Raw genomic sequence first — 13602 nt, 5'->3', positions numbered from 1 at the left:
CCGTGGAATCAATCTAAAATCTCAAATCTAAAATCCTCAAGCCCCCGAATTTATCTCGTGCAAGTCAATCCAAAATCCAAAATCTCAAATCTAAAATCGAATGACCCTGTGGGCAGCACTAGGTATTTCCACTGTAAATTAACTGGCGATCGCCCCAACTCCCAAACAAAAATTATTAGTATAGATACAGAGAGGGTTTTTTATGTCATTTACGAAGGCTCAGATCATCACAGTAAGCTTAGCAGGAGTGGCAACAGCGGTGGGAGTGGCTGTTGCCACTATACAGTCTGGTGCGATGAAACAATCCGATCTTCCCCTTGCTGAATCGCCCGCATCCACCAGAAACCAGATTGCAGGGCCGACGAACAACCCTGAATCTCGGCAACCAAAATCTCTGCAAGCACAAACCCCGGCTGGAGAATCTCCGGAATCCCCACCCCAACCGGCAAAAACCCCGGCTGTTCAATCCTCGCTAGTTGCAGAAGCCTCTGGGCCAAAAGTTGAGCCAGTAGTTGTCACACCGCCAAATTCGGGTTGCAAAATCAGTATGGCTGTAGTCAGCGATCCGAATCCACCGCTAAATGTGCGATCAATCCCGCAAGTAAGGGGCAGCAACATAGTAGGAAAACTTAAAAATAATACCTTTGTTTCAGTCGCCGAAGAACAAAACGGTTGGCTGCGAATTACCGATCCACCCGGTTGGATTGCCAAAAACCGCACCGAAAGCAGTTGTTCTAACGTCAACCAGCAGATTAATTTTCCGCCAGGAGGAGATGATGCGATCGTCAAAGGTCGAATTATTGGTGGCGGCAGCCATTCTTACCGGATTCGCGCCCGAAAAGGTCAAACAATGACTGTTAGGAATCGGAAAGATGTTTTCCCGCAAATTATAACTCCTAGCGGCAAACTTTTAGCCGGATATCCTTATCAAGGCAATGAAACAGAGTGGAGTGGAAAAGTGCCAGTAACAGGCAATTACACATTACAATTAGACTCGAATTTCCGAGGATACGAATACGAATTTTCGGTAAAATTGCGATAATTTTCCTGATATAGGTAGGGATACGGCACTGCCGTGCCCTACCTGTATCTGCGACTATTAATAAATAGTATAATTAAGGAATAGCCCCCAGCGAGATATCAAGAATCGCAAATTTCTGCCAATCTTCCGAATCAAAGTGCCACCATTCAGTTGTGATACTCATCAATCCGTGTTTTTTCATTGCATCCTTAAGCACTTGACGATTTTTCCGAGATTCGGCGCTGCCGCCTTGATAATCTCCGTGAGCTTTTTCGGTAAAATCATCGTAAGGTGTAGGCATTTCTAATTCTTTGCCAGTGCGATCGACTAAAGTCAAATCAATAGCAGCACCGCGATTGTGCCGCGAACCCCTAGCAGGATTAGCAACATAGCGCGGATCTGGCCAAGCTTGCCACATTTGTTTAGTCACAGAGAAAGGTCTGTAGCAATCGTAAACTTTCAAACCCAATCCAATTTTTTCCAAATCTGTTTGAACTAACCCTAACTGTTGAGCAACAGAACTTCTCAAGGCGCATTTCGATATAGGGTAAAGCTTTCGTTTCAAAAAATTGTTAGTAGTGGCGTATCGGATATCGAGGCGAATGTTGGGATTTACGGTGCGGATGTCAACCAGTCGTGCCGAAGGGGGAAGTTGACTCATGAAAATACTTTCAGGTACTACTGGGTTTGATTCTGGTTGGGTAATTTGCACTTGTGGCGGCTCCTGGGCGCGGACAAATGTTATATGGTGCAGACCGATCGCACATAGCAACACTAGCATAAATGCGATTAAGTATTTTCCAAAACGATTAAATTTCATAGCTGTTGGGATTGTGAGTGTTAAAAAGTAGATTGAGGTCGTTTTTCTATGCTATAACCAATATTATGATGTCACCGTGACAGCAAGGGGAGCTATGAAAACTGCAATTTCACTTCCAGATTTAGTTTTTGAAGAAGCCGAGGCTTTGGCTAGTCAGTTAGGGTTATCACGCAGTGAGCTTTATACAAAAGCATTGCAGGCGTATCTGCGGCGACACAACCGATCTCGAATTTTGAGCAAACTAAATCAAGTCTATTCTGAAGAGTCCTCTGAACTAGATCCAGTCTTGGCAAAGATGCAATTTATGTCCTTACCCCATGAGGATTGGTAATGTATCGCGGAGAAATTTGGTGGGCAAACTTACCCTCTCCAGTTGCTTCAGAACCTGGATATCGTCGTCCCGTCTTAATTGTTCAGGATGATACTTTTACTCATAGTCGGATTAGCACTGTAATCGTCGTCATCATTACTTCTAATCTGCGGTTAGCGGAAGCACCAGATAATGTCTCGTTACCGAGTAAAGCCACAGGTTTACCCAAGGATTCTGTGGCTAATATTTCTCAGCTTTTTACTGTGGACAAAACGTTTTTAATTGAGTGCATTGGCACAATACCACAGGATTTACAGGAAGAAATAGATGAAGGATTACGATCCATCTTGTATCTTTAGTAGGGAATTCAAAAAATTTTTAAATTCCCAACCGCTGATACACTAAATCTAAGTGCCTCAATTGATACTGCGGATCGAAACAATCATCAATTTCTTTGGTCGTCATCTTAGCTGTTACCCGATCGTCCTTAGCAATTAAATTGTAGAAATTGCCGCCCGGTTTGTTCCAAGCTTCGTGAGCACAAGATTGCACAATTTTGTAGGCGTCTTCGCGACTGGTGCCTTTTTCTACTAAGGCTAACATCACGCGCTGGCTGAAGATAACTCCGCCGTAAAGGTTCATGTTTCGCTTCATATTTTCAGGATAGACTAGCAGGTGTTTTACTAAGTCTGTGGTTTCTACTAACATGAAGTGAGTTACTGTAGAACTGTCGGGCAAAATCATCCGTTCTACGGAACTGTGAGAGATGTCTCGTTCGTGCCAAAGTGCAACGTTTTCTAAGGCTGCGACGGCGTTGGCGCGGACGATTCTCGCCATTCCTGTCAGTCTTTCCGATCGAATTGGGTTGCGTTTGTGCGGCATGGCGGATGAGCCTTTTTGCCCTTTGGAAAAGAATTCTTCGACTTCGAGAACGTCGGTGCGTTGCAGGTTGCGGATTTCTACTGCAAAACGCTCGATCGATGCTGCTAAAAGTGCTAAGGTTTGGACGTATTCGGCGTGTCGATCGCGCGAAATGACTTGAGTGGATGCGGTATCGGGTTCGAGTCCGAGGTTTTGACAGGCGATCGCTTCTATTCGCGGATCGATATTAGCATAGGTTCCGACTGCGCCGGAGATTTTGCCGACTGCTATGGACGATCGCAAATTCACTAATCGGGCGCGGCTGCGAAAGACTTCTGCCAGCCATCCTGCTAGTTTAAAGCCAAAGGTGATGGGTTCGGCGTGAATTCCGTGCGATCGGCCAACCATGACGGTATTGCGATGCTGTTGAGCCTGATAGCGAATAGCTTGACTCAATTCTTCGACACGTTCTAACAAGATATTGACGCTGGCGACTAATTGCAGCGCCAAAGCGGTATCGAGCACATCGGAACTGGTTAAGCCGAGGTGAATGTAGCGGCCGGCATCGCCTACATATTCGTTGACATTTGTCAAGAATGCGATCATGTCGTGGCGGACTTCGGCTTCAATTTCGAGGACTCGTTTGGGGTCAAAATTAGCCTTAGCTTTGATTTCTTCGACTGCGGCGGCGGGGATGTAGCCGAGTTCGGCTTGAGCTTCGCAGACAGCGATTTCTACTTGCAGCCAGCTTTTCAGTTTGGCGGTTTCAGTCCAGATGTTGCCCATTTCGGGCAAAGTGTAGCGCTCTATCACGGTGGGAGTTGGGGAATGCGATCGTCTTATTGTACATCTGTGTGGGGGTGCAAGAGCCAAGGAGCCCAGAAACCGGGTTTTTGGAGAAAATACTTCGTTCTTGTCGGCAGATTCGGTAAAAACCCGATTTCTGATTCTGTGTGCGATATTCTTTACCGATCGCCGATTATTAAGTTAAAGCCTATTCAACCGATCGCTTTACCACAATCTTTGTACTGGGTAGCTGTCAAATACAGCATCAATACTTAAGATAGGCATTTGAGTCACAACGGCTTGAGCAATTAAGAGTCTATCGAATGGATCGCGATGAGCATTTGGCAATGTGTCTAATGCAAAAATATGAGCTAGCTCGATCGGCAAAATTTGCAATCCATTGACTTGCTGCTGGCGTTCTATCAATTCAGTTAAGGACACGTTCAGTGTTAACTTCCCAAGCTGAAGCTTAATTTGCATTTCCCAAATACTAACCAAGCTCGTAAATAAAGTATGAGTGGGATCGGTGATAATATTCGTCGCTCGTTGCGATAAGTTTTGGGGAGAGATCGCCAGCCAAATCAAGACGTGGGTATCCAGCAAAATATTCATGCTTCACCCAACCAAAACGCATCAGAAAGTGGCTCGTTAAAATCCTCACTCATCCAGCCCATCCCTTGATGCAGGCCCAAAACCCGTTGTTGCCCAGGAGGAGGTTCAGCTTCAACTGAAGTGTTTTCGGGGTTCGATCGCATCTGTCGTTCCAGCAAAAACTCTGCAAAAGTTAACAGAAGCTGCTGATTTTCCGGGAGTAAGTGTTGTAACTTGCCTAGCAAATCTTCCAAAAGTTCGATCGTTTGAGAAGTCATCTTTTTCCCCTCAATGTTGGCGATAGTGTCATTATCCGTTATTTTTGGGCGATCGATGCTCATCTTGAAACAAAAGCACCATGGATTTCAACACTTGCTACTGGCCGAAAACCAGCTTGCAATAAACCTTTTTCTAGTTTTTTACTGCTTTTTATCTGATGTTACCCATTTCGGGCAGAGTGTAGCGCTCTATCACGGTGGGAGTTGGGGAATGCGATCGTCCTATTGTACCTCTGCGCGGCATCCGTCTTGAGTCGGGATGGGGAATTTCGGGCGATCGAACTGTCCCCTTTGGGAATTTGAATATTTCGTTTGTTTCGGATATTGCGTTTAGGGCACGGTAAGTGTTATCGTGAAGGAAACAACCAAGTATATGCTGGCCAAATACTTACATACCCTTCCAGCAATGGCTGTACAGGTTTTCCGCGATCGCAGATTCTGTCTGCTGACCAATAAAACGGGGTCTGGTATAATCAGCGGTTTAAACCGCTGATTATACCAACTTATACCACCATATTTACTCTGTGCTTCAAAAACAATCACATCAAAAAAGAGATTAATTATGTTGAACCAAAAAGCATCGCTTGAGTCAGTTTTGATTCCCGAACAAAAACAAGAAGAAATAGCAAAATTAGATCGGATTCTCAGCCACGAATTTGCACAACCAAAATTAGTGGGAAGTAACGGAGAAGAGATAGTAATTCCTGAATCAGTCTACAGCATTTTGCGTCAGGTCGTGCGTGCAATGGCATCAGGTCAAGCTATCTCTCTAGTACCTCACAATCACGAACTGACAACACAAGAAGCTGCTGATATTCTGAATGTATCCCGACCATTTCTGGTCAAGTTACTAGACCAGGGAGAAATTCCTTGTATCAAAGTAGGAAAGCATAGACGTATTCGTTTGGAGGATTTAACTTTATATAAAGAACATCGAGACAACCAACGTCGCAAACACTTGGATCGGCTAATCGAGATGACCGAAGAAGCTGGTTTGTACGAGGCATAGAAATAATTCCAACATTAATATGTCTAAGCTTAGTGTTGTCCTCGATGCTTGTGTCCTGTTTCCTATGTATCTGCGCGATACTCTGCTTTCTACCGCCGAGGCTGGTCTGTATTTACCCTATTGGTCGCAGAAAATCCTGGATGAAGCAATGAGCAACCTTGTCCGCCAAGGGATATTATGCCAGGAGAAAGCAATCAATCTTGAAGCGGAAATCAATGCAGCCTTTCCCGAAGCAATAATTGAAGTACCTGTCGGCTTAGAGCAAATCATGAAAAATGACCCTAAAGACCGTCATGTTCTTGCTGCTGCTGTAACAGCAAATGCTGATGTCATTGTTACCAGCAATCTAGCGGATTTCAAAGAAAAGGATTTAGCTCCTTGGAACATCAAATCGCTGTCACCTGATGAGTTTATGAGCGATCTATTTGACGAATACCCGGACTTAATAGTGAGATTATTACGGCAACAGTCGGAAAGGTACAAAAAACCTCCGAAGACTGTTGCTGAATTACTTGAATTTTTGGAAAAAAAAGCAGGTATGCCCAAATTTGCTAGTGATATTTTGTTATATGAATATAGTCTAGATATTGTGGAAACTGCGGAAACAGTCTTAAGAAACTACGGCAGACAAATACCCGAAGGCGGTAAATTTCTTGAGGGAGAGCGGTATCGTATTTGGCAGCAAGAAAAAACACTTACAATTACTGCGAAAGATGGTAGAGGTGAAATTCTACGATTTCAGAATCAGGAAATTGAGGGGAATATCTCATCAGAGGATGTCAAAGCCTTAAAAATATTTGCTCAAAGCTTGGAGTGAGAATTAACAATAAATAGGGTTGAGGAGCAACAAGCTGATTAAAATAACCGATTTGCAGGAGCTAAAGGAGCTACAAGATGAATAGCCGTTACAGTCTCATCATCCAGTGGTCAGAAGAAGATCGACTTTTTGTTGTCAGGTGGCCTGAGTTTACCGATGTCATGCAGCCTTGTACTCACGGACACACTTACGAGGAAGCAGCAAAACACGGACAAGAATTGTTAGAAACATTGATTGAACTCTATCAAGAAGACGGCAAACCTCTACCACAACCTCACACGTTGGGGAAACGACTACAAATTGCTTAAAGTTGTTATACAATCTCTGCTACCATTCACCATAAACACCAACTAAAAACCCTATGACTTCTCAACCCTCCAAGCCAAATGTTCAAGACCTGCAAAAACAGGTAATTGCCCTGTTACAAGAAGTTAGCACTCTGATGGGTCGCGCTAGCAAAGAACTTAAGTCTGAGGATAGCTCAGAAAACAAGTACCAGATATATCAACAGGAAATTGCAAAGGAGATTGGTACAGTCACAGACCTAAAACTCAGAATGGCTATTGCCGCACCGATGAATGCTGGCAAGTCCAAAATTATTAATGCCATTATTGGTCAAGAACTCCTGCCAAGTTCTGCTACAGCGATGACCACACTGCCAACAGAGATTGTATTGAAAGAAAATGCAGCCGAGCCGATTCTAAAATTGAGTCCTAGAATTTGTGAAGCATTTAAGAAAGCATTGGATGCTATCAGGCAGGAAATTGAGCAGCAAGGGATGGAAGAAGTTCTTAAGCATACTGGTGAATATCCGCATTTAGCAAGTTTACTCCAAGAAATCCACAGTGATACAGATTTTGGGATTTCCGAAGAAATCTCTGGCAGTAAGAATATCAACAAGATCCTGACAGAGTTGAATCATATTATCCGTCTTTGCAACATTTTGGCCGTATCCCAAGATCAAGATCCTCTCCAGTTGCTCAATGACAATGACATTCCATCTATCGAAACTCCTTTTTTCAGAACAGAGCAAAATCAACAACTAGAGAAGCTAGGTAATCTTGTAATCGTTGATACGCCTGGGCCAAGTGAAGCCGGAGTCAGCGAAAAACTAGAAATTGTAGTTTCCAAGCAACTTAAGCGTAGCCAACTTGTGCTGCTTGTCCTGAATTTTACTGAATTGAGGGCTGAAGCAGCCGAAAAAATTAAAGCAGAAGTTCACAAAGTTATTAGAACAAGCAGTCAAGAAAATTTATATGTTTTAGTTAATAAAATTGATGAGCGTCGTCGAGGTGACATAGATACCGAAATGGTAAAACAATTTGTTGCTAATAACCTCGAACTGGGCGACACAGACCGCGTATTTGAAGTTTCTGCTAGGCAAGCATTCTGCGCTAAGGATTTTCTCCGTCAATCATCTTTCAGTAGTCAAGATATTAAAGATCCTGAAGCTGCCGAAGCATTAGCTAGAGAAGTCTGGCCTGTTGATTGGGAGGATGAACTGGAGGATGCAACTGTAGAGGAATTACAAAAGAAAGCGGTAAAACTTTGGAAAGCATCAAAGTTTGCATCTTTTCTGGAAGAAGCAATTAATGTAATTTTGCTACAAGTTGCCCCCCGCTGCATGGAGTTTGCATTGAATCGTTGTCTTATTCATCTAGATGATTTATGTAACAATGCAAAAAATGACCTGACTTACATTAACAGTAATGCTGAAAAGCTTCAGCAAGCAATTGAGGATCTTAACAAAGAGCTTTCTAGTCTAACTGCTTGCCGTCGGAGTCTAGATGAAGAGGTTGCCCAAACAAAAAAGCAAATAAAGGAAACCGTAAACGCCAACCTAGAAACCCTCAAAAAAGACGTTAAAAACGAACTTGACACACTATTGAAAAAGTATGTTTTAGATTCTGCTATAACAGTATTTTCCAAGTGGTTGGACGACATATCCAACATCTTTAATAGAGATAAAGATGAATTTGAATTTGATAGTAAGCAAGATGCCAAGCTATTCGCTGAGCAAATAGCAGCTTCGGCGAAGCAAATTATTGAACGTCAATTGGATGTCGCTTGTAAAGAGACGGATACACAGACTGAAAACAGGATTCAAAAATTATCCGAGTCACTAGATAATGAAACTAAGCCTATTATTGAACGCGCTCAAGATAGGTTAAAAAGAGATTTTGATGTTATTTTTAAGCCAGATATACTCAAGCTAGCTGATATTTACATAGAAGTGAATACCCCTGATCTTGAATTCAGAGGGTATGGGTTATCTGATTTACTCGCAGCATTGTTAGAAGAAGCATTTGGTGGTTTGTTGGTGCAGTTTGCTGCTCGTTTAGTGGCAATGGTAGCTAACAGTCCAATACTGAGCGCAATTTATGGTGCAGTTAGCACCTTTTTTGGTTGGTTCCGTGTGGACTTAGACAAACTTGTATATAAAGAAAGATATACAGTTAACATAATCCTTTTCAAGGGGGAAATTGTTAAATTCTTTGACAATAAAGTCGAAGAAATTCAAGAACAATCTAACCGATTGATTGAGCAATCATTGGATCAACAAATTAAAAGGTACTTTGAGGCTCTAGACTCTCTTGTAGGTGATTATAGGAAGGATTTGGAGCAATCACTAAAAGCTCAAGCTTTACCTTTAGAAACACTGAAAGAATTAAAGCAAGCGCTTGAATCATTTTCAGTAGGTAATGATAAATTACAGGTGGATAAGTTGAAAGAGAAGGCTAATGAACTTCTGAGTCAGACAAAACCATTAATAGCAAGCTGAGATGCGCTTACGTTTTTTACTAATTTAAGATTTCTGGAACAGGAACTTATTAAGTAAACTAGGTTTGTTCAAAGCAATATCAGTCAAATATGGAATAAGTGCAAAACCGATACACTCTGCTAAACGCGGCGGCACGGCATTTCCAATTTGCCACATAGCCTTTTTCATTGAACCTTCAAAAATAAATGAATCCGGGAAACTTTGCAATCTAGCCATTTCACGAGCTGAAATCACGCGGTTGAGATAAGGGTGAATATGAGTGCCACCGTGATTTTCTTTAACAGTCATACTCGGTTTTCCCGGATACTGTCGCTTGAAAGCATCGGCGTAGCTTTCATACAAAGAACCGCCTGGTGGAACTTTAGCAAGTCTTTCCATGTACTGAACAGAATGACGAGTCCATTCGTGGTTGATTTCTGGGATGGGAGTATACTCTGGTAAATCATCAATTGCTGACTCAATCGCTTTGTATTGTTCTGGAAACAATTGCGGCTTCGGATAGGGATTTTGCATCCCAAATCTATTGGCAATAAAAATGGCTCGCGGGCGGATTTGCGGGATTCCATAGGCGGCTGATTCCAGAACAGCAACGGACATATGGGGATAGCCAATTTCCTCAAAAGCCTCGCAAATGGCTTGCTTAACAGCTCCTTTTTGCATAGTCAATATTCCGGGTACGTTTTCCATGACAACATACCAAGGACTTATTTCAGAGACGACGCGGACAAACTCTCTAAAGAGGCGATTTCGAGGGTCGTTGGGGTCGCGTTTTCCTGCAACTGAGAAACCTTGACACGGCGGCCCGCCTACAACAACATGAACTTCGGGCGAACCAATTTCAGCGAGCAACTTTTGGGGATTTAAGTTTTTTATATCGTCGCACAAGTGATGGCAATCGGGAAAGTTTTTTGTATGAGTTGCCGAGGCGATGGGATTAATTTCAACACTTGCTACTGGTCGAAAACCAGCTTGCAATAAACCTTGGGTCATGCCGCCAGCACCGCAAAAAAGATCGACAAATGTATAGTCTAATTTTGGCAGTGACTGAGATTCAACATCAATGAATATCTTGTAGGGGTCGCAGTCATTTGCTTCTAGTTCGCGTTGGATGCGTTCGTAACGCCCTAATTTTGCTTTCTTCTGCTTTTTGGCAGGAATTGGTTCTGACTCATTTGAGAACAAAGACAGTTGTATTGCTTCCATTTTATATTTTTTTACTGCGTTCTATCTGATGTTGCCCGCTTGGGTCAGGGTGTAGGGATCGATCGCCCTTGGAGTCGGAGAGTGCGATCGTCTCACATATTGCACCATTCTCGCTTAACACGCTTTCCGACCTGTTCCACAAAGAGTGAGTTTTTTCGTGGGCTGGGCCCCAGAGTCCGCCCATAACAGGCTTATTGAGAATGCGACAAGATGTGAGTTGTAACTGAGATGTTGCACCATTCTCAAGAACAGGCAAGATGCCTGTTCCACAAGAGATGAATTTTATTGTGGAACAGGCATCTTGCCTGTTCCTAAAAGGCTTATTGAGAATGGTGCAATATGTCAGTTGTCAGGCAGTATTCTCCTAAAAACCAGGCTTCTGCGTACCCGCGCCTCGATTTTCAGCTTTTAGAGAGATGTAAAAACTCGCCCGATCGCTACACTATGATTAACTAGGAACTCAGCAATTTGGGAGACTAGGTGAATTGAAATTCGTGTCCGACCCGCGAATAACAGTCAAAATCCGCAAAATGAACGAGCGGGTGCGGTGGCAAGAACAGTCGATCGTCCATCGGGGAATCGACCAAACTCGGATGGTTTTAGAATCTCAAACCACCGACTCTCCAGAGTTTTCGTTTTTAGTCGTAGGCGACAGTGGCACGGGCAATCACCGCGGTTACAATCCCCAGCGGCAGATTGCCGAACAGATGGTCTCCGAGCGCGAAACTTGCCGTTTCGTCCTCCACACGGGCGATGTAGTTTATCTCGTAGGTTCCAGCGAATATTACTTGCAAAACTTTATTCGCCCCTACCGAGAATTTATAGTCGGCGGCGAGCATCCCTCTCGCATTGCCTACGATCGCATGGTGTTTAATTTTCCGTTTTTGCCCGTACCGGGAAACCACGACTATTACGACTTGCCGATAGTCTACGGCCTTCTGTCAGCGACAGCTTTGCCGCTGCGCCGGCTGTTGGGTTCCAAGTTGGATCTCGATGTCGGCTGGCACGGTTCCGATCGCGGAAACACCTACGCCAAAGCCTTTCTCGACTACCTGCAAGCTCACAAAATGCCGGGAGAACTCGATCGCCACCTAGACGCCCACTACACCGCCAGCACCAGCACAGGCCGCTGCATCCGCTACCAACCCGGACGCTTTACCCGCTTACCCAACCGCTACTACACCTTCCGCAGTGGCGGCATCGACTTCTTCGCCCTCGACTCCAACACCTTCAACGAGCCATTACCGATCCCGAAAACCAAACAGGGCGACATTCGCCGCCAGAATTTGGAACTAGATCGCCAGAAGTTGGAACAAGAAAAATTGGCAATGATCGAAATGTGCGATCGGCTCAACCCCGAAATTCCCGAGGAAGACGAACAGCTAGACGACTTGGCGGCCAAGTTAGAGCAAGTTGACGAAATGTTGATGGATATTGACAAACAACTGTCCCCCGACAAAACAGCCGCCACCGACGTTGAACAGCTCGAATGGCTGAAAAAAAGGCTGATTAACTCTTGGGGCGATTCCGAGGTGCGGGGGCGGGTAATTTACCTGCACCATCCCCCCTACGTGACCGAGGCGACAAAGTGGAATCAAGCTCAAACTTTGGCGGTTCGGTGGCGATTGCGCGAGGTACTCGACGGGGTGGCCGATGCAGTTGGGGATGTGGCGCGGGGGCGTCCGCTAGTAGATTTGGTGCTGACGGGCCACGCTCACTGTTTGGAATACCTGCGGACTGGGGATACTGGACACGGCGACTCTGGGATTAATTGGATTGTCTGCGGGGGAAGCGGCCACAGTCTCCGCCGCCAGCGCCCGGAAGGGCCGATGTTGGAGGAAGCATTGAGTCCTGAAGCTTATCGGTTGGCGCGGCAGTCTGGTTCCGAAACAGCCAGCCGGCGGGTAGCGGAATCTTTGCTATTTGTCGGCCGCAGCGGTCAAGGTTCCCATAAACGCCGTCCTTATTCGTGTTTGCGGATTGATGTTCTCGATGGATCTCCCCCGAAGTTCCGCATCCGACCTATTGTTGTCGAACGATTTGAGGGGAAATGGCAGGAGATCTCGATCGAACCTTTTGTGATTTAACTTTCGTTTTTCTGTAAGTCTCCATCCTTCTTAAAAATGTGGGCTTTGACCGATTCCGGTTCCCGCTTTTTTAAGGCTACGGGCGATCGAGAGCCGAATTCTCGCACAAAATACTTGTATCAACTTAATTCAGGACAAAAATTCCATGATTGCTAATTTAACCGCCACCGGCTGGGAAATTATTTACCACCGCGCCCACGCTTTACTCGCGGCGCAACTTGGCGGACAGTGGAAGCGCTCGAAATCTCCGGTTCGCCTCTACGAAACCATAGCGGCGATTTCGCATCACGACGATTTGGAGAAAGAGTGGGAAGAAAATATTTTGACTGAAGCGGGCGCGCCCTTTGATTTTACCTTGCAGACAGAAACTTCTCTGCCGAAAATTAAAGCCATGACGCAGAATTCCCTATATCGCGGTAGGTGGGTAGCCATGCTGATTTCTATGCACATGAGTTATCTCAATGAAGGAAAGCGGGGAGAGTCGAAGGAACTCGACGAGTTTTTGGACGAACAACTGGAAAATCAAAAAAAATGGCAAAAAGAGTTGAATATTTCCGAGGAAGATGCTAAGGCAGCTTATGCTTTTTTCCAGTGGTGCGATCGGCTATCATTAATTCTTTGCAGCCGCGAGTTACCCGCCGGAGAACGAGCTTTAGAAATTAGTGTCGGCCCGGACGGCAAGCGCTACGATATTGTACAGCACAGCAACGAACTCGTGACTGTAACTCCTTGGCCTTTTGAAGACGATAAATTTACTGTCAACGTCGAAGCGTGCAATTTAAATCAAGTCAAATTTGACACCAATGAGGAAATCAAGGAAGCGTTGCACAAAGCTCCGCGCAAAGTCTTAGAGTGGACTTTTGTCAAGTCTTAACTAAACCTTTGAAAAATAGGTGAGGGTTGTTGTGGAAGTTTAGCGGGCATGGCATTTGTGTTAACTTAATGTTAAAACCATGTCTAAATCAGGGTTATATTTGAGCCTTGCTCCCCCTTAACTCCCCTTAATAAGGGGGGGATAAGAACAGTCAAAATGAGTC

15 protein-coding genes are annotated in these 13602 nt (G+C 44.6%); 9 read left to right on the top strand and 6 right to left on the bottom strand.

All coding sequences use genetic code 11. The annotated features are described in order from the left end of the window. Positions 1 to 202 precede the first annotated feature (202 nt). Positions 203 to 1042, top strand: a complete 840-nt coding sequence (locus tag QUA03_RS07795; protein ID WP_333211040.1) for an SH3 domain-containing protein — start codon at positions 203 to 205, stop codon at positions 1040 to 1042. A 73-nt stretch (positions 1043 to 1115) separates the two neighbouring features. On the opposite strand, the gene QUA03_RS07790 is transcribed toward QUA03_RS07795, so the two are convergent. Next, entirely contained in the window at positions 1116 to 1841 is a 726-nt protein-coding gene (locus tag QUA03_RS07790; RefSeq protein WP_333211038.1) for a M15 family metallopeptidase, read from the bottom strand. Between the two features lie 94 nt (positions 1842 to 1935). Between QUA03_RS07790 and QUA03_RS07785 the strand changes: the two genes are divergently transcribed. Together QUA03_RS07785 and QUA03_RS07780 are read left to right on the top strand one after the other, a co-directional pair. Continuing rightward, complete coding sequence (locus QUA03_RS07785) at positions 1936 to 2172, top strand: hypothetical protein (protein ID WP_333211036.1); 237 nt, start codon at positions 1936 to 1938, stop codon at positions 2170 to 2172. After that, positions 2172 to 2510 carry a type II toxin-antitoxin system PemK/MazF family toxin gene (locus tag QUA03_RS07780; protein ID WP_333211034.1) on the top strand — a complete coding sequence of 113 codons (339 nt, stop codon included), beginning with the start codon at positions 2172 to 2174 and terminating at the stop codon, positions 2508 to 2510. Before QUA03_RS07785 ends, QUA03_RS07780 begins: the two co-directional genes overlap by 1 nt. Positions 2511 to 2529: 19 nt before the next feature. Here QUA03_RS07780 and purB read toward each other — a convergent pair whose 3' ends face one another. The 3 genes from purB to QUA03_RS07765 all read right to left on the bottom strand — a co-directional run bounded on the left by purB (position 2530) and on the right by QUA03_RS07765 (position 4667). Then, complete coding sequence (purB, locus tag QUA03_RS07775) at positions 2530 to 3825, bottom strand: adenylosuccinate lyase (protein WP_333211033.1); 1296 nt, start codon at positions 3823 to 3825, stop codon at positions 2530 to 2532. A gap of 198 nt (positions 3826 to 4023) precedes the next feature. Further along, complete coding sequence (locus QUA03_RS07770) at positions 4024 to 4410, bottom strand: type II toxin-antitoxin system VapC family toxin (protein WP_333211031.1); 387 nt, start codon at positions 4408 to 4410, stop codon at positions 4024 to 4026. Further along, on the bottom strand, positions 4407 to 4667 hold the full coding sequence (locus QUA03_RS07765; RefSeq protein ID WP_333211029.1) for a DUF2281 domain-containing protein: 261 nt from the start codon (positions 4665 to 4667) through the stop codon (positions 4407 to 4409). The genes QUA03_RS07770 and QUA03_RS07765 overlap by 4 nt, the downstream gene beginning before the upstream one ends. A gap of 562 nt (positions 4668 to 5229) precedes the next feature. On the opposite strand from QUA03_RS07765, the gene QUA03_RS07760 reads away from it, so the two are divergent. From QUA03_RS07760 to QUA03_RS07745, 4 genes are all read left to right on the top strand, one after another. Then, entirely contained in the window at positions 5230 to 5676 is a 447-nt protein-coding gene (locus tag QUA03_RS07760; RefSeq protein ID WP_333211027.1) for a helix-turn-helix domain-containing protein, read from the top strand. A 19-nt stretch (positions 5677 to 5695) separates the two neighbouring features. Next, the gene (locus QUA03_RS07755) at positions 5696 to 6493 is read left to right on the top strand and encodes a PIN domain-containing protein (RefSeq protein ID WP_333211026.1); all 798 of its coding nucleotides are present in this window, start codon (positions 5696 to 5698) and stop codon (positions 6491 to 6493) included. A gap of 77 nt (positions 6494 to 6570) precedes the next feature. After that, the gene (locus QUA03_RS07750) at positions 6571 to 6801 is read left to right on the top strand and encodes a type II toxin-antitoxin system HicB family antitoxin (RefSeq protein WP_333211025.1); all 231 of its coding nucleotides are present in this window, start codon (positions 6571 to 6573) and stop codon (positions 6799 to 6801) included. A 53-nt stretch (positions 6802 to 6854) separates the two neighbouring features. Beyond that, on the top strand, positions 6855 to 9275 hold the full coding sequence (locus QUA03_RS07745; RefSeq protein ID WP_333211023.1) for a dynamin family protein: 2421 nt from the start codon (positions 6855 to 6857) through the stop codon (positions 9273 to 9275). 24 nt (positions 9276 to 9299) lie between these two features. Here the strand turns inward: QUA03_RS07745 and QUA03_RS07740 are convergent, their stop codons facing one another. Both QUA03_RS07740 and QUA03_RS07735 read right to left on the bottom strand, forming a co-directional pair. Beyond that, positions 9300 to 10478, bottom strand: coding sequence for a DNA cytosine methyltransferase (locus QUA03_RS07740; protein ID WP_333211022.1), 1179 nt, complete (start codon positions 10476 to 10478; stop codon positions 9300 to 9302). 1 nt (position 10479) lies between these two features. Then, the gene (locus QUA03_RS07735) at positions 10480 to 10734 is read right to left on the bottom strand and encodes a hypothetical protein (protein ID WP_333211020.1); all 255 of its coding nucleotides are present in this window, start codon (positions 10732 to 10734) and stop codon (positions 10480 to 10482) included. Positions 10735 to 10972: 238 nt separating this feature from the next. Between QUA03_RS07735 and QUA03_RS07730 the strand changes: the two genes are divergently transcribed. Further along, positions 10973 to 12565 carry a metallophosphoesterase gene (locus tag QUA03_RS07730; protein ID WP_333211019.1) on the top strand — a complete coding sequence of 531 codons (1593 nt, stop codon included), beginning with the start codon at positions 10973 to 10975 and terminating at the stop codon, positions 12563 to 12565. 145 nt (positions 12566 to 12710) lie between these two features. Further along, the gene (locus QUA03_RS07725; protein WP_333211017.1) at positions 12711 to 13439 is read left to right on the top strand and encodes a DUF3891 family protein; all 729 of its coding nucleotides are present in this window, start codon (positions 12711 to 12713) and stop codon (positions 13437 to 13439) included. Positions 13440 to 13602: the final 163 nt, after the last annotated feature.

It is taken from the genome of Microcoleus sp. S36b_A4, from assembly GCF_036700645.1.
GTDB lineage: Bacteria > Cyanobacteriota > Cyanobacteriia > Cyanobacteriales > Microcoleaceae > Microcoleus.
The sequence above is the reverse complement of the archived record's forward strand: the minus strand, read 5'-3'. Positions and strand labels throughout refer to the sequence as shown.